The 16,083-nt window shown below is 38.0% G+C and carries 14 protein-coding genes; 1 reads left to right on the plus strand and 13 read right to left on the minus strand.

Features of this window, described 5'->3' with window-relative positions:
• Nucleotides 1-44: 44 nt before the first annotated feature.
• Nucleotides 45-308, minus strand: a complete 264-nt coding sequence (locus JKP71_RS06270; protein WP_200407420.1) for a hypothetical protein — start codon at nucleotides 306-308, stop codon at nucleotides 45-47.
• A 25-nt stretch (nucleotides 309-333) separates the two neighbouring features.
• Nucleotides 334-1,356, minus strand: a complete 1,023-nt coding sequence (adhP, locus tag JKP71_RS06275) for an alcohol dehydrogenase AdhP (RefSeq protein WP_200407421.1) — start codon at nucleotides 1,354-1,356, stop codon at nucleotides 334-336.
• 165 nt (nucleotides 1,357-1,521) lie between these two features.
• On the opposite strand from adhP, the gene recQ reads away from it, so the two are divergent.
• Nucleotides 1,522-3,303 carry a DNA helicase RecQ gene (gene recQ / locus JKP71_RS06280; protein WP_200407422.1) on the plus strand — a complete coding sequence of 594 codons (1,782 nt, stop codon included), beginning with the start codon at nucleotides 1,522-1,524 and terminating at the stop codon, nucleotides 3,301-3,303.
• Nucleotides 3,304-3,338: 35 nt separating this feature from the next.
• Here the strand turns inward: recQ and JKP71_RS06285 are convergent, their stop codons facing one another.
• From JKP71_RS06285 to JKP71_RS06330, 11 genes are all read right to left on the minus strand, one after another.
• On the minus strand, nucleotides 3,339-4,754 hold the full coding sequence (locus tag JKP71_RS06285) for a glycoside hydrolase family 1 protein (protein WP_200407423.1): 1,416 nt from the start codon (nucleotides 4,752-4,754) through the stop codon (nucleotides 3,339-3,341).
• Nucleotides 4,755-4,817: 63 nt separating this feature from the next.
• Nucleotides 4,818-6,104 carry a PTS cellobiose transporter subunit IIC gene (gene celB / locus JKP71_RS06290; RefSeq protein WP_200407424.1) on the minus strand — a complete coding sequence of 429 codons (1,287 nt, stop codon included), beginning with the start codon at nucleotides 6,102-6,104 and terminating at the stop codon, nucleotides 4,818-4,820.
• 102 nt (nucleotides 6,105-6,206) lie between these two features.
• Entirely contained in the window at nucleotides 6,207-6,989 is a 783-nt protein-coding gene (locus JKP71_RS06295) for a MurR/RpiR family transcriptional regulator (RefSeq protein ID WP_200407425.1), read from the minus strand.
• A gap of 119 nt (nucleotides 6,990-7,108) precedes the next feature.
• Nucleotides 7,109-8,635 carry a glutamate/gamma-aminobutyrate family transporter YjeM gene (gene yjeM / locus JKP71_RS06300; RefSeq protein ID WP_075525259.1) on the minus strand — a complete coding sequence of 509 codons (1,527 nt, stop codon included), beginning with the start codon at nucleotides 8,633-8,635 and terminating at the stop codon, nucleotides 7,109-7,111.
• Between the two features lie 316 nt (nucleotides 8,636-8,951).
• On the minus strand, nucleotides 8,952-10,193 hold the full coding sequence (pepT, locus tag JKP71_RS06305; protein ID WP_075525260.1) for a peptidase T: 1,242 nt from the start codon (nucleotides 10,191-10,193) through the stop codon (nucleotides 8,952-8,954).
• 28 nt (nucleotides 10,194-10,221) lie between these two features.
• Nucleotides 10,222-11,019, minus strand: a complete 798-nt coding sequence (locus JKP71_RS06310; protein WP_200407426.1) for a DUF1803 domain-containing protein — start codon at nucleotides 11,017-11,019, stop codon at nucleotides 10,222-10,224.
• On the minus strand, nucleotides 11,019-11,963 hold the full coding sequence (locus tag JKP71_RS06315; protein ID WP_200407427.1) for a manganese-dependent inorganic pyrophosphatase: 945 nt from the start codon (nucleotides 11,961-11,963) through the stop codon (nucleotides 11,019-11,021). Before JKP71_RS06315 ends, JKP71_RS06310 begins: the two co-directional genes overlap by 1 nt.
• Before the next feature lie 199 nt (nucleotides 11,964-12,162).
• Nucleotides 12,163-12,294: a hypothetical protein gene (locus JKP71_RS09615; RefSeq protein ID WP_267905517.1), complete on the minus strand. Its 132-nt coding sequence runs from the start codon at nucleotides 12,292-12,294 to the stop codon at nucleotides 12,163-12,165.
• A gap of 142 nt (nucleotides 12,295-12,436) precedes the next feature.
• Entirely contained in the window at nucleotides 12,437-13,228 is a 792-nt protein-coding gene (gene pflA / locus JKP71_RS06320; RefSeq protein WP_200407428.1) for a pyruvate formate-lyase-activating protein, read from the minus strand.
• 173 nt (nucleotides 13,229-13,401) lie between these two features.
• Nucleotides 13,402-14,751 (minus strand): hemolysin family protein, encoded by a 1,350-nt coding sequence (locus tag JKP71_RS06325; RefSeq protein WP_075525265.1) that lies wholly within the window; start codon nucleotides 14,749-14,751, stop codon nucleotides 13,402-13,404.
• 194 nt (nucleotides 14,752-14,945) lie between these two features.
• Nucleotides 14,946-16,061, minus strand: coding sequence for an AI-2E family transporter (locus JKP71_RS06330; protein WP_075525266.1), 1,116 nt, complete (start codon nucleotides 16,059-16,061; stop codon nucleotides 14,946-14,948).
• Between the last annotated feature and the right edge of the window lie 22 nt (nucleotides 16,062-16,083).

The raw sequence follows: 16,083 nt of genomic DNA on the forward strand, positions 1-16,083 counted from the left end.
TATAAAAAAAGGACTCCTTAAGGAGCCTTTTTTTAACTTAAAAGTTATTTGACAAAATGATTCACCACTACGAGAAGCCGCTGAAGTTCCGCATGGGTCTCATAATTGACTGTGTCAGAGTTCAAAAGTGCCGACAAATCATGTGCAGTATAACCTGCTTCTTCACTAATTTCATCAATATTGAGCTTTTTTTCTTTCATTTTATACAAGATCGCTTGTTTAAAATTATTCGTAATTTCTTCTTGTTGAAATTGGGAAAGGGTGTCAAATTCTTCGCTAGAATAATTCACTAAATGTTCTGCATCCATAGGATCGCCTCTTTTTTAAATTATTTTATTTTGTAAAATCAATGACCATGCGGCCTTCAATTTTTCCTGCTTTCATCTCATCAATAATAGCATTCACTTCTTCAAGTCGACGTGTCGCAACGATAGGTTTCACTTTCCCTTCAGCTGCAAATTGGAAAGCTTCAGCTAAATCCAACCGAGTTCCCACCAAAGAACCCGCAACTTCAACACCATCAAAAACAGTGGTTGGGACAGACAACGTCATGTCTGTATTAGGCAAGGCAACCGCCACCATTTTACCCATGGGTTTCAAACAAGCAACAGCTTGTTCAAAAGCCACGCGTGCAACAGCACATACGATAGAAGATCGAGCACCCAATCCTCCAGTGACTTCTTTAATCGCAGCTATAGGATCTTTCTCTCCTGAATTGATTATGACATCTGCTCCAATCGCTTTAGCCAAGTTCAATTTATCTTGATTGATATCTACGGCAATCACTTTTGCACCAAAAACATTTTTAGCGTATTGAATGGCTAAATTTCCAAGACCACCAGCACCAAAGATAACTTGCCATTCTCCTGGTTTCACGCCTGAAACTTTGATGGCTTTATAAGTGGTTACACCAGCGCAAGTAATCGAGCTGGCTTCAATCGGACTTAAATTTTGAGGAACTTTCACCGCATAATCAGCCACGACAATAGCTTGCTCAGCCATACCACCATCGACTGAGTAGCCAGCATTTTTAACTTCACGACAGAATGTTTCATTACCAGATACGCAGTATTCACAGTGTCCGCAACCTTCAAAGAACCAAGCAACAGACACGCGATCCCCAACTTTGAGAGAAGTGACATCACTTCCAATTGCTTTCACAATACCAATTCCTTCATGCCCAAGGACGGTACCTGCTTTATTTCCATAATCCCCTGCGGCAACATGGAGATCAGTATGGCAAACCCCACAATATTCCATATCAAGAAGTGCCTCATTCGCACGAATTGGGCGAAGTTCTTTTTCGATAACATCTGCATATCCATCTGGATTTTGACGTACTACTGCTGCTTTCATCTGAAAGTCTCCTTTTGTCTTTGTATAATGCAAGCGCATTCATTTTCACTCATTTATTATATCATCTTAATAAATGTAATACAAGTATTTTTGTGTATTTTTTCACATAAATTAAATTAGCTTAATTTTTTATTTCTACAACTTTTCACGTATAATAGAAACAAGATGAATTTAGAAGTAAAATTAAAAGAAGTCTTTGGCTATGAAAAATTTCGTGCTGGTCAAAAACAAATTATTGAACAAGTCCTATCGAACCGCGACACTTTAGGCATTCTCCCCACTGGAGCTGGCAAGTCTATCTGTTATCAACTTCCAGCTGTAATTCAATCTGGAATAACGCTTGTGATCTCTCCGTTGATTAGTCTAATGAAAGATCAGGTGGACCAACTCAATATCACGGGTATTCCAGCGACGTTTATTAACTCTACACTCAACGAACAAGAAAGCAAAGAACGCATGCAACAAGTTCTCCAAGGTCACATCAAGATTCTCTTTGTTGCCCCGGAACGTTTTGAACTTGAAACCTTTAATCACTTTGTAAAAAGTCTTCCCCTTGACCTGATTGCCATCGATGAGGCTCATTGTATCTCGCAGTGGGGGCATGATTTTCGTCCCAGTTATCTCAATTTTGCTCACCATCTAAGGAGTCTGCCCACTCAGCCCACTGTGCTAGCTTTAACAGCAACGGCTACACCTCAAGTAACAAGCGATATCCAAACGCTATTATCAATTTCTGCTAACCACACCGTCAAAACAGGATTTCTCAGAGAAAATCTGCATTTTGAAGTAGTCAAGGGAATAGAAAAACGCTCTTTTTTAAAAAAATATCTTCACGCGCAGGAAGCTTTGAGTGCTGGTATTATCTATGCCAGCACACGTAAAGAAGTAGATGAAGTTTACACTTGGCTCAACAACCAAAATTTTCCTGCTGTACGTTATCATGCAGGCCTTAGTGAAAGCGAACGTCAACATAACCAAGAGCAATTTCTGTTTGATGAAATTCCACTGATGGTTGCGACCAATGCTTTTGGAATGGGAATAAATAAACCAAATGTTCGATTTGTTATCCATTATGGTATGCCTGCTACGATTGAAAGTTACTATCAAGAAGCTGGGCGGGCAGGGCGTGATGGTTTGGAAGCCGACGCTATCCTCCTCTACTCTCCTAATGATTTAAGGATTCGTAACTTCTTGATCGAGCAGGGTGATGGGGATGAGCAACACAAGGAACAGGCCTATGAAAAACTACGTCAAATGCAAGCTTATACTCATTCTGAAACTTGTCTTCAACGTTATATTCTCCAATATTTTGGTGATGAAGGTAAAAATTGTGGAAAATGTACGAATTGCTTAGACGACCGTGAACAATTAGATATTACGGTAGACGCCCAAAAAGTACTTTCCTGTGTTATAAGGATGGGTGAGCGCTTTGGAAAAACAATGGTTGCACAAGTTCTCGTTGGTTCTAAAAATAAAAATTTAACCAAATGGAAGTTTGAACAACTTTCTACCTTTGGGATTATGAAACAACACTCACAAAAAAATGTAGGAGAGTTGATCGACTTCTTGGTAGCCGAAGGTTATCTCCAAGTCACACCTGGAAAATTTCCTCTATTATTTGTGTCAACTGAGGGTCATCAGGTTTTACGAGGCCATTTGACTGTTTTTAGACGTGCTCCCTTTGTCACAGTTGCTCAGAATGAAACTGGGGACAACTTTAATTCCAAACTTTTTGATCACTTGCGTACCCTTCGTCTAGAAGTTGCAAAGGACGAGGGAGTACCTCCTTTTATGATTTTCTCTGACAGTAGTCTGAAAGATATGGCAGAAAAATCGCCTCAAGACGAAACAAGTTTTTTATCTATCAGTGGAGTGGGCCCTATCAAGCTCAAAAAATATGGGCAAGAATTTATCCAAGTAATTCAAAATTTTAATAACAAAAAATGAGATATTTCTATCTCATTTTTTCTTTTCAAAGCTTATCAATCGCCTGACAAGATCGTTTCATCTACCTCAAAGCTACATGTTTGAGAAACTTCTTTAAACCAATATGCAGATTTTTTTAATTTTTTTTCTTGCGTATGAATATTTGTAGAAATAAGTCCATATCGATTGCGATAGGCATTTAACCAGCTCCAACAATCAATTGGAGTCCACAAATGATAGCCTAGACAGTTGCTTCCCTCCTCCATAGCACGATTGAGCCAATAGAGATGCTCTTTAATAAATTGAATCCGATAGTCATCTTCAATGACCCCTTGCTCATTTACATAGCGTTCTTCGTTGGATACACCCATACCATTTTCAGAGACAAACCAATCAATATTCCCATAATTTTCTTGAATATCCTTTGCAATATCATAGAGGGCTTTCGGATAAATTTCCCAGCCTTTATCCACATTCATACGGCAAGCTGGCATTTCATAGGGTTGCCAAAATTTATCCGGTACAAAGTCAACGGCTAAAGAATTAGCAGAATAGCGCGGACGCTGTACCCGATTAGGATGATAAAAATTAACTCCTAACAAGTCCACTCTATTAGCTTTTATAATTTCAAGTTCTTCCTCACTAGTTTCCCAAAGGACACCTTCTTTTTCTAGAAGTTTTATTAATTTTACAGGGAAACTTCCCTTGACGGAGGCATCCAAATACATGCGATTAAGCCATAAATCTGCAATCTCACTGGCCTGGACATCTTCGGCTTCTTGCGTGGCTGGGTAAGGAGGGGTAAGGTTCAAAATCATCCCAATTTGACCATCAAGTTTCAAAGCTCTGTACTTTTCAATTGCCTTGCTTGATGCTAATTGCAAGTTATAAGCGACTTGTACCGCCGTTTTCCCCTCAATTTTCATCGGATAATGAAATTGTTTGTAGTAGCCTCCTTCCACTACTACGAGTGGTTCATTGTGAGTAAACCATGTTTTGACACGATCACCAAAAAGTCTAAAAGCCTGCTCAGCAAAACCTGCATACAAATCTACAACGGTTTTTGATGCCCAACCACCATAACGATGATAAAGTTCAACGGGTAAATCAAAGTGATGAAGATTCATCATGGGGGTGATACCTTGAGCAATAAACTCATCGATAACCGCATTGTAAAAAGCCACCGCTTCTTCGTTAAGGGTATTAAGCTCTAAATCATCAATTAAGCGAGACCACTGAATCGAAGTTCGGACCGTTTTTAATCCTGCTTCTTTCATCAAGCGTATATCTTTTTTGTAGTCATTATAAAAGTTACTAGCGGTATCTGGCCCTTGATGTTTATAAAATCTTTCTGGCTGTATTTCATAGAAATAATCAAACATATTGGCATGTTTTTTTTGAAAACGTCCTTCAGTTTGTGGGCCACTTGTCGCTGCGCCCCACCAAAAATTTTTTGGAAATTGTACTCTCATTTCACTCTCCTTTAATAAAATAGTTTTTCCAAGTCCTACTGGAAAAACTAACTTTTTTTATTTTTAAGCTATTTCTTGGTTATCAATCGCCTTTAAGAATGGGAACCAAATTAAACCAATAATTAAGAATTGAACCAGTTGTAATACTGCTCCCATCACAGAGTTTGTGGCTAAAAAGCCAGAGATAAAGATAGGCATGGTCCATGGAACTTGCGCACCAGTGGTTAGTGGTACAAGTCCAGAAGCAAAACCAAGATAAGCAATGACTACCGAAACAATTGGTGCTAAAAGCCAAGGAATAAAGAGTGATACGTTCATTACCATTGGTAGACCAAAAATTACTGGTTCATTCACGTTGAAAAGTCCTGGAGCTAAAGCTAATCTAGCCACTTCTTTATATTGTTTTCGCTTCATCACAAAAGCCATGAGCAGGACCACAACGAGCGTCGATCCAGATCCACCTAATCCCACTGTGAAGGTATCCATAAAGGATTTTGTAACAATATGGCCATGTTCTGCCAAGGCATTAGTCCCCTGTTGAGTAAGACTTGCGTTATCAAGCATGTTCGTTTGCCAAAAAGGTTCAAAGACTGAGTTAACAATAACCTGACCATGCAGGCCGAAAAACCACAGAAATTGAACGAGGAAAATAGCAATAATTGTCGCTGGTAATCCTGTGCCTAGCCCTGTTAAAGGTTTTTGAATCAGATTATAAATGACATCATGAAGATTTGTGGTGAACACGCCCACCATAATTGCATTAATGATTAGAAACACAAAGAGGGTTCCGAGGGCAGGAATCAAAGAGGCAAAAGATTTAGATACAGCAGGTGGCACTCCATCGGGCATTTTGATGACGTAGCCCTTTTTTGTCAACCACACAAAAATCTTTGCAGCAAGGAAGGCTGAAAGAATTCCCAGAAACATTCCTTTTGCTCCGAGACGATCTAGACTCAGTAAACCCGTGCCTTCGATTGATTTCCCATTGGCACCGGTCACTAATACCGTAAATGGGGTTAGAATAAGGAAAGAAGCCAGGGCAACTACTCCGCCAAATATTCTTTCAACTTCTTCGGTTTTCGCCCAGTAATATCCAATAGCTAAAGTGACAAAAACGGTCATGATGGACATCGTTGCACTTTGCCCATTACCAAATAAGTTAGCAAAATTATTCTTTAGCGTGTCTGGCCAGAAGGGGAGATTATTGAAAACCACAATCAAGGAACCAAACATCGTTAACGGAAAAGAAACCATAAAGGCGTCACGCAACGTGATGAGATACTTATTTGCCCCAATCTTTGTAGCGACAGGCAAAACTTTTTCCGATAAAACCTCCATAAACTTATTCATGGAAATCCTCCTTTTATAAAATATATAAATTACTCTACAAAAGAAGTATATCATAAACAGAAATATATTTCAATGTCTATTTTAAATTTGAAATATATTTCATCAATCGAGTTCTCCATTGTCAATATAGGCAGCTAACATGGAGGAAAAAATATAAAATGCGAAACGATTATCTAATTGTTGGAGGTGATGAGAAACTGAAAAATCCGTGATATTTGATGGTAGAACTACCACTACTTCTGCGGCTTCTTTTAATTTTTTATCATGATTCATGGTAATAAACACAAGTTTTGCTCCCGTTTTTTGAGAGCGTTCAATAATCTCTGAATAAGCTTCACTATTACCAGAAACCGAAAAAATGATAAGAACATCATCGGCGGTAAGAATCCTTGATAAGTAAAAGATCTTGGTACGACTGGTCACAGCTTCCATATAATGATCTTGATAAAGTAATGAATAAACAAATTGTTCGGCAGAAAGTCCAGATGAGCCTATCCCCAAGGCGCGCGTCACTTTTGCTTTTTTTACCAAATCGACGATTTTTTCTAAGTCTTTTTCAGATACACTTTTTTCGATGGCATCAAGTTGACTCTTAAAGCCGGAGATTACTGATTTTGAAAAGTTATGAGTTTCATTTTTCTCTTCTTTATTTTGCATTTCCGACTGATAGATTTCTAGAGATTGTTTAAACTCAGCTAAGCCTCTATATTTTAATTTCTTAGCGACACGCATGATGGCAGCAGGGGACACTTCCAAAAGGTTGGCTGCTTCTTGCACAGAATGTTGAATAAGAATTTCAGGTTTTTCAATTAGCTGTCCGGTAATTTTTCGGTCTGTTTTGGTCAGTTCAGTAAAATGAATCGAAATTTTTTCTTGTAATCGCATCTTTCATCCTTTGTTTTTTTGAATGGTATCTTCCTCTCATTATAACAAAAACAAAACTCTGGTGCTTATGAACTCTTATTTAAGAGAAGAATAAAAAGCTGGACCTAAAGTCCAACTTTTTATTCTTTATTGTTTTTTTGGTAATGATGCATCATGAAGTAAGCAATGATACCGAAAATAACTGGTCCACCAATCATTGAAACGACTGATGTAACGGTCTCTCTTACAGCTTGAGCGGTCTGAGCTGCAGCTGGCAACTGCACGTAATTAACAATCGGTTGGATAATGGTAAAGAAATTGGCCCCAATAACGACAATCAACACAAGAATAGTTAAACAAGTCGCCACAAGATGAGATTTGAAAAATTCAATAGGTTTATTGATGCTCTTATTTCGCTTGAAGAACCAATAAGCAATGACAATAAAGATATAAGGCAGTGTCATTGATACATTCGCCATGTAAGTCAAAATCAAGAAGAATTCACTTGCACCACCTTGAGAGGTCAAAAAGTTCAAAATGATAATTAGCGTTACGATAGCAAATTGGATCCACATTGCAAATTTTGGCATACCGTCTTTGTCAAGTTTTCCAAGTTTACCTGGCCAAAGTTTTTCTGGTGTTCCTGCAATAATTTGTTTGATTGGGCTGTAAGTAAGAGTGAAGAATGCACCCATATAAGCGAGTAACATTGATAAGCCAATGTAACGCGCAAAAATGCCTCCAAGAAGATCTGCTCCTGAGCTGGACATACCAAAGGCTTGACCCACAGCTTGTCCGAGATTTTGTAAGAGCATATAAGGGACAGTTCCAAGATTCATCGTTCCAGCTTTAATTGCTGGAATCCATTGGTTGTAGTCCACAAAGAATCCAACACTCAAAATGGCAACGGAGTACCCGACAGCGATAACGAGAGCTGAGGTAATAATCCCACGAGGAAAGTTTTTTTCTGGTTCATGTGTTTGATCGACCAAACCTGCAATAGATTCTACACCACCATAAGCAAAGATGGCAAAGACAAGAAAGGCAATAAAGGCTACTGCGCTACCATCAAATGTTGGATTAGGCGAGGAAGCAAAGGCCGAAAGCGTAATTGGAGTTGCGGGATGACCATTGGCAATAAGAACAATAATAGCGCCAAGAATCAAAATAATATTCAAAGAAAGGACGGCAATCCCAGCGACAGAAGTGAATTTTTTAATCGTATCTACCCCTTTAGAAACCATAAAGGTTACTAAAGCCATCCAGATTACAGCAGCTACTGAAATCCACAGTAGGGAAGGAGTATGATCAGAGTTACCAAAAATAAGATTTACCAAAGGAATTAATATTTTATTTGCAACGGTAACCATCCAGATTACGTAAGAGGCATACCACATGAAAGTACCAACAAAAGCAAAAGTTGGATTGACTGCTTTACTCATCCAAGAGTAGATACCGCCTTTTTCGTCCTTAAAAGCAGAGCCCATCTCGGTTGCCATAAAGGCAAAGGGAAGGAAAAAGAGCAGAGCACCGATAATATACCACGGTATGGCACCATATCCCATTTGATAGAAGGCTACTGGAATATTTCCAAAGCCAAAGACAGTCGTAAAGATCATGAGCGACAGACCTACGAGCGAGAGTTTACCTTTTGTATCTTTTGACATAAGGTTTCCTTTCTTATTTGAGAACGCCCAAACGTTCTTCTTAATTTTTAAATGTTATAAGCAATATATTTATTACTGACGACTCTGTCAGTAATAAATATGCTGATAGTGCGTTCTAAAAAATCATCTTTTGATTTTACGATTTAGAAAAATAATTATGACAGTAACAGAACTATAGCGAAAAGTAGGGATTAGTCTGAATTTTTCAGATTAACAACAAAGCAAGCCGCTAGGTAGGAATTTGGTGTACAAAATCCGACCGAGCGACTTGTTTTAATCTCTGTATGAGCTTCAATGCTCAAATTTTTTTCGTTTATTATTTTGAAACTTCGTTGTTCAAGCGAATGATTTCAAGAAGTGTATCCACTGCTTTTTCCATGGTTTGAAGTGACACAAACTCAAAACGTCCGTGCATATTTTCACCACCGGCAAAAAGGTTAGGTGTTGGAAGACCCATAAATGAAATTTTTGAGCCATCCGTACCGCCCCGAATTGGTTCAATCACAGGCGTGATGTCCAGATTTTCCATAGCTGTCTTGGCAATATCAATAATGGACATGTCTTTTTCGATGACTTGTGCCATATTGTAATATTGGTCTTTAATCACAGGTTTGACACGAATTTGTCCAAGTTCAGCATTCATTTTATCTGCAATCTCTTGCATCAACGCTTTACGTTCGTTGAATTTACCTTCTTCATGGTCACGAATGATATATTGAGCGCGTGCTTCTTCTGGTGTTCCTTCAAGTTTCAAAAGATGGAAGAAGCCTTCACGCCCTTCTGTTTTTTCAGGACGGTCAAATTCTGGAAGTGCATTGTGGTAATCAATAGCCAATTGCAAAGCATTGACCATCATATTCTTAGCTGTACCTGGGTGAACATTTTTACCTTGAAATTCAATCACTGCACCAGCTGCTGAGAAAGTTTCGTATTGAAGTTCTCCAAGAGGTCCACCGTCTACAGTATAAGCAAAGTCAACATCAAAGTCAGCGACGTCAAATTTATCAGCACCTACACCAATTTCTTCATCAGGACCAAATCCCACACGAATTTCCCCATGTTCAAAATCAGGATTGATATTCAAAAGATAGTCGGCCAAAGTCATGATTTCAGCCACACCCGATTTATCATCTGAACCAAGCAAAGTTGTGCCATCAGTATGAATCAAAGTTTGACCTTTGTAGTTTTTCAGATTTGGGAAATCTTTTGGATCAAGTGTAAACTCAGTATCGCCGAGTTTAATCACAGATTCACCATCATAATTTTCCAAAATTTGTGGGTTAACACCCTCTGCGTTGAAATCAGCGGTATCTAAGTGAGCCAGAAGTCCAATTTTACGGACATTTTTATCAGTATTTGAAGGAATAGTCCCAATAATATAACCATTGGACTCCAGATAATGAACATCTTTAAGTCCAAGTGCTTTCATGTCTTCGCCCATTTTGTGAGCAAATTCAACGAGCGCTTGAGTTGAAGGTGTTGTTGTGCTGTTTTCATCTGAACGTGTATTTACTTTAACATATTCAAGAAAACGTGGTAACAGTTTTTCGTACTTCATTGATTCTCCTTAAATTTATTCTAATAGCCTATTTTTCTCCAAGTGAGATAAATGGCTCAATAGCTTTATTTTGTTGAATTTGAGCAATTATAAAAGATTTAGCATCAGTAAATTTCTGCTCTGGAATCACTTGTTCTGAAAATTTCAAAAGACATTTGTATTCTTTTTCTGAAATTTTTTCAATAACCTTATATTTCTCCAGCACATTGACAAAAATATCTGGTTTAGATTTGACAACCTCTTTACGCATAAATTTCAAGAGAAAAGTCGTCATATACTTAAGCGCATATTCTGGGTCAACATCGCCAATCATTTGATAAACCTCTTTTTCCAAGGGAGTCAAAGGTAAATTCTTAGCTACTTTATCAAAATAATTGGCAAGTGTCTGTGGAATTTCAGTATTTTGTGGATCTTCTTTGTAAGAAAAAGAGGTCACGAAATTCAAGATAACTTGATTCGTTTGATTAGGTAAAGCTTGATAAAGCATGCTTTGAGCTAATAACTTTTCAATCCGTGACGCTTTTTCAATAAAAATTGGAGCTTCGTAGCTGTTTTTCTGCGGTTCAGCAATTTTGTCTTTTAAAGTTTCCCAATCAAACTCACTATCATTAAAAATATGAAAGCCTAGTGAATAACGTTTATCAGAACGTAAGATTAATCCAGCAGCAATAAATGAGTCAATCTGCCGATCAATATTTTTTACATCAGCAAAATCTTTATGGATCTGTCTGAGCATGACTTCATCATGTTTTGCTAAATATTCTATCAAAGCTTTGAAAAAAGGCTGGCGGGTCAGGCGATTTTCATTGTAGACTTTAATCGTCATTAAGCGTTGAAGCTTTCTGTCAATTGTGGTACTACTTGTTTTTTACGTGAAACAGCACCAGCGAGAAAGGCATGGTCATCAACCAAAGTGAAGTTAAAGGCTGCTTCTGATTTTTCAGGATGTGCACCCAAGGCAATGATTTCAGAATTTGAGTTAACGATGTCAGTAATCATAAAGACAAAGTCATCATATCCATTTGCAACCATTGAATCTTTAATAGCAGCTTTAATATCTGAAAGGCGTTCTAAAACTTCAGGAATATCCACTGTATTAACTTGAGCAATCCGTACTTTTGAACCATTTAACTCGAAAGTTTTAGCATCAATGTCAATCAATTCTTCAGCTGATTTATTAGACAAGTTTGTACCAGCTTTAAGCATCGCAAGGCCGTATTCTTCAAGGTTTACACCAGCAATTTTAGCCAATTCTTCAGCCACTTTGTGGTCTGTCACGTGAGTCGTTGGTGATTTCAAAAGTAAAGTATCAGAAATCAAACCTGAAAGTAAAAGTCCAGCAACATCTTTTGGAATTTCAACACCAGCCTCAAGGAATTTACGGTAAACAATAGATGATGCCGAACCAACAGGCTCAACAGTCATAAACAAAGGTGCTGCTGTATTAAAGTTAGCTACACGGTGATGATCAACCACACCAAAAATCGTAACTTCTTCAATATCAGAAATTGATTGTTGAAACTCATTATGGTCAGTCAAAATCACTGTGTCCACGCCTTCTTCTTTAGCAGATTTGACAACACGTGGTGCTTCAACTCCAAAATAGTCTAAGACAAATTGCGTTTCTTCATTAGGCGTACCTAAAGCTACAACTTCGGTATTGAGCGCACCATTTGGACGGTGATTACTCAAGTATGAGAAACCATAAGATGAGCCAATTGCATCAGTATCGGGTTTTTGGTGACCGAAGACGAGAATTTTATCAGACATTTTTTTACCTCATTTGTTAAAAATTTTTATAAAACACCAAGTCATTACTTAATGTTCGACATTGTTCGCATAAAGCGGACGATATTCTTTTAAATTATACCAAAAAAAGCGCCAACACGCACGCTTTCTTTATATTTATGGACAAACTGATGCCCCTTGTTTTGCTGACAGAGCCGTCAGTAAATCTAGAATCCTGTTTTTAAGCCTCTACCGCGTTGACTGCTTCCTTCTCGTTATCTCGGACAGGATGCTTTTCATCACATATCAGCTCATCATGATTGCTTAAGACTTCATGGAGTTCAAAAAGTTCTTCACGCCGTTTTTCTAACATTTTCTTTCCTTTTCTTCTGCAAATTTTATTTACAGGAGCCCTTTCTTTTTGTATTATTATCATTATCTCATTTTTATGAGAGCGCTTCAAATAATATGGGTCAAGAAAATAGAAAAAGAGCAAGCTCAAAAAGCTGCTCTCTTTAACGGATCCGCTCAAGATAAGCTTGATAGGATTCGGTATCCATTAATGTTTTGGCATTCTTAACGCGATCTTTAGTTGGTGGTTTAACCCCTTCAAGCGGGTACTTCCAACCAAGTTCTCGCCATTTAAATTCGCCCATCGTATGATAAGGTAGAATTTCAAATTTCAAAACATTCTTCAAGGTTTTTACAAAGGCACCCAGTTTTATTAAGTCTTCGTCGTGGTCAGATTCACCAGGAACAAGGACATGTCGAATCCATACTGCAGTTCCGCGGTCAGATAAATATTGTGCAAAAGCCAAGATGTTATCATTTTTATGAGCAGTCAACTCTTTATGACGCTCCGGATTGATTTCTTTAATATCTAGCAATACTAAATCCGTATAGTCCAGTAATTCTGAAATCCGTTCGGTAACGTGCTTATCCGTAAGGTAGGGTTGGGCGGCAGTATCTAGCGTTGTATGAATCCCCAATAATTTAGCATACTTAAAGAGGGCTGTCACAAAATCAATTTGCAAGAGGGCTTCACCACCAGAAACAGTGATTCCCCCTTTTTCACCCCAAAAACCTCTAAAACGAAGCGCCTCTTCCATGACCTCTTCAACCGTGCGTTCTGTTGCCTTATCAGATTTTAAAGCCCATGTATCAGGATTGTGACAGTATTTGCACCTCATCCGACATCCTTGCATAAAGATAATAAAACGCACACCCGGACCATCAACAGAACCAAAGGACTCTGTTGAATGAATCAAGCCCGTTACTTTCTTTAATTCTTCTATATTTTCACCCATTTTATTCTCCAATTTCAAGCACTTTTTTCCCCTCTATCATACCGCAATTCACTTGATTTGGCAACTTAAATTAAGAAAACCTATCCTGATTAGAGCAGCAATGGTAACCCTATCATTTTTCAAATTTCTGCGCTAATAAAAAAGTTACTGACAGATCTGTCAGTAACTTCTATTTACTTTTTAATTTCTTCTTCGATCTCTTCAGGTGTAATCTCAAACTCAACACGCAGTTTCACCACGCGTTTGCCTGAAACTTCCAAACTAGTCAGTGAAAAATGGTCTTCCTCATTATCCACTTTGCAAACAATTTGTTGACCTTTTTCAGGAATCTGTCCTGTTTCTGAAAGAAAATATCCAGCGATGGTATCAACATCATTGCTTTCCAGATGTGTTTCAAACTCTTCGTTGAAATCATTCAGTGTCATTTTTCCTTGGACAACATAAAGATTTTCACCGATTTTGAAAACTTCTTTTTCAGCAATATCTGTTTCATCGTCGATTTCCCCGACAATTTCTTCAAGTAAATCTTCAAGTGTGACTAAACCTTCAACACCGCCATACTCATTCAGTAGCACGGCCATTTGATTTTGCGTTTTCCGCATTTGACGCATTAAATCATCTACAAAAATTGTCTCTGGAACAAATAAAGGCTCTTGCAAAATTTCACGTAAATCAATTTCTTCAAATCCATGTTCAAATCCATATCTCAAGAGTTTTTTTACATGGAGAATTCCCAAAATATTATCCTTATCATCATCATAGACAGGAATACGCGAATACGATTCACTCAGCATCGCAGTAATATTTTCATGAGCATCATCATTAATATCAATCATGAACGCATCTGTTCTTGGCACCATGATTTCGCGTGCGACAAGCTCATCTAAGCTGAACACCCCAGTAATCATTTCCCGCTCACTATCGTCAAGCGCTTCGTCATTCGTATTAAGAAGATACTCAATCTCATCACGGGTCATTCCTTCATCAGCATCATCAAATTTCATTGGTGTGATGCGACTCAGGAGGTTGGTTGAACTTGCCAAAAACCAGACGAAAGGCTTCATAATGACCCCTAAAAACTGAATAGGAGGTGCCACACGCAAGGCCATCTTTTCTTTGAGATTTTGTGCAATACGTTTTGGATAAAGCTCTCCGAAAACTAAAGATACATAAGTCAAGATTGCTAAAACGATGATTTGTGCCAAAGTTTTAGCAAAAGTCGTCCCACCTAAAAGAGGCGCCAAACGTGAAGCTAAGGCATCTGCTAAACTTGCCCCGGCTAAGATATTAATTAAGGTAATCCCAATTTGAATCGTTGAGAGGAAATTACTAGGTTGATTAAGAATACGAACAAGATTGATGTATTTTTTATCTCCCTCGCTCGCCTTTTGTTCAACTTTTGTTCGACTGAGACTGACCATTGCCATCTCACTCGCTGAGAAAAAGGCATTTAAAGCCGTCAAGAAAATAAGTAAGAGAATCTGCAAGAGTATCGATACACTCTCGGGATCAGGGTTTGACATTATTGCTCCTTGAATTTAAGATATGAGTACAACGCGTAAAAAGGATAAAAGACAGAGAAAAATTTCTCCACCTTATCACCAGTTTCACCCATTGTGCTCTTGTTATTAGCCCTATTTAGAAACAGCGCAAGATAAAAAATCAGGCTTGTATCAAAAGGGGCTTAGATAGCATCTATTATAACATATTTTTACTATTATTTTGAAATAATTTTCTTCTGTTGAGCCTTATGGTTACGATATAAACCATTCAAGAATTTTACAATTTCTTTGACTAGACAGTAAGCTGGTACAGCGATAATCATCCCCAAGATACCATATAAACTTCCTGAAATCAGCATAAGGATCATAACCGTAACAGGATGGACTTTCACTGCAGAACCGACAATTTTGGGATAAACAAGATTTCCATCCAATTGTTGTAAAACCAACACATAAATCACTGCAATCAAGGCTGTGATGGGATGGTTGAAAGCCACAGTAACCACCATCGGTAGTACGCCGATATATGGTCCAGCATAAGGAATCAAGTTGGTCACTCCCGCAAAAAGGGCAAACAAGAACGCATACGGAATTCCTAAAATAAGATAGCCAATAAATACAACAACAAAAACTAATAAAGCATCGAGCGCCACACCAGAAATATAACGTGAGATTGTATGATTCATGTTCTCTAGGAGTTCAAAAATATTGAGTTTATCTTCCGTTAAGACATTTTCTTTAAGAAAAGGAATAATTTTTTCTCCATCTTTGAGCATATAATAAAGTAAAATAGGAACTAAAATCATGACCATTACAATACTGGTGACAATACTAACGATACTCCCCAAACTGACAGTGATACTGTTGAGGAGGTTATGGAGAATATCCGTGTAAGAAATATTCAATTTCTCAACGAGACTGTTCACATCAATCTGTTTATAAAGTTCTGCAAAACGGGGGTCATGCTGAAGGCTCTCTATCCAGTGACGCACCTCCGGATAGGCCTTAGCAGTCGCATTAATCAGGTCTGTTAATTGCGAAATGAGGCTTGGAATAACTGATGCCATCGCAAAAATAATCAGTCCCAGTATCACAAGTAATACAATAAAAATTCCCAGTGTTTTTTTAATCTTTAGTTTCTTCTCCATAAAGATGACCACAGGATTAAAAATATAGTACAAAAACCCTGCGATGATAAATGGGATAAAGAGTAAGGCCAGTAAAGTTTTAATGGGTTGGAATACAAACTGGATTTGAGTCAATAGATAAATTAGCAAAGCAACCGCTAGAATCTCTATCGTCCAGAAAAATAATTTGCTTTTTTTGAACATAAATTTCCTTTGTCTATAGAAG

The organism is Lactococcus taiwanensis, from assembly GCF_014905395.1.
Lineage (GTDB): Bacteria > Bacillota > Bacilli > Lactobacillales > Streptococcaceae > Lactococcus > Lactococcus taiwanensis.

Bases quoted from the DNA above. Each gene is read 5' to 3' on its own strand.
- JKP71_RS06295 (WP_200407425.1), bottom strand. From the start codon at position 6,989: ATGCGATTACAAGAAAAAATTTCGATTCATTTTACTGAACTGACCAAA.
- yjeM (WP_075525259.1), bottom strand. From the start codon at position 8,635: ATGTCAAAAGATACAAAAGGTAAACTCTCGCTCGTAGGTCTGTCGCTC.
- JKP71_RS06285 (WP_200407423.1), bottom strand. From the start codon at position 4,754: ATGAGAGTACAATTTCCAAAAAATTTTTGGTGGGGCGCAGCGACAAGT.
- celB (WP_200407424.1), bottom strand. From the start codon at position 6,104: ATGAATAAGTTTATGGAGGTTTTATCGGAAAAAGTTTTGCCTGTCGCT.
- recQ (WP_200407422.1), top strand. From the start codon at position 1,522: ATGAATTTAGAAGTAAAATTAAAAGAAGTCTTTGGCTATGAAAAATTT.
- JKP71_RS09615 (WP_267905517.1), bottom strand. From the start codon at position 12,294: ATGTTAGAAAAACGGCGTGAAGAACTTTTTGAACTCCATGAAGTCTTA.
- pepT (WP_075525260.1), bottom strand. From the start codon at position 10,193: ATGAAGTACGAAAAACTGTTACCACGTTTTCTTGAATATGTTAAAGTA.
- JKP71_RS06315 (WP_200407427.1), bottom strand. From the start codon at position 11,963: ATGTCTGATAAAATTCTCGTCTTCGGTCACCAAAAACCCGATACTGAT.
- JKP71_RS06270 (WP_200407420.1), bottom strand. From the start codon at position 308: ATGGATGCAGAACATTTAGTGAATTATTCTAGCGAAGAATTTGACACC.
- JKP71_RS06325 (WP_075525265.1), bottom strand. From the start codon at position 14,751: ATGTCAAACCCTGATCCCGAGAGTGTATCGATACTCTTGCAGATTCTC.
- adhP (WP_200407421.1), bottom strand. From the start codon at position 1,356: ATGAAAGCAGCAGTAGTACGTCAAAATCCAGATGGATATGCAGATGTT.
- pflA (WP_200407428.1), bottom strand. From the start codon at position 13,228: ATGGGTGAAAATATAGAAGAATTAAAGAAAGTAACGGGCTTGATTCAT.
- JKP71_RS06330 (WP_075525266.1), bottom strand. From the start codon at position 16,061: ATGTTCAAAAAAAGCAAATTATTTTTCTGGACGATAGAGATTCTAGCG.
- JKP71_RS06310 (WP_200407426.1), bottom strand. From the start codon at position 11,019: ATGACGATTAAAGTCTACAATGAAAATCGCCTGACCCGCCAGCCTTTT.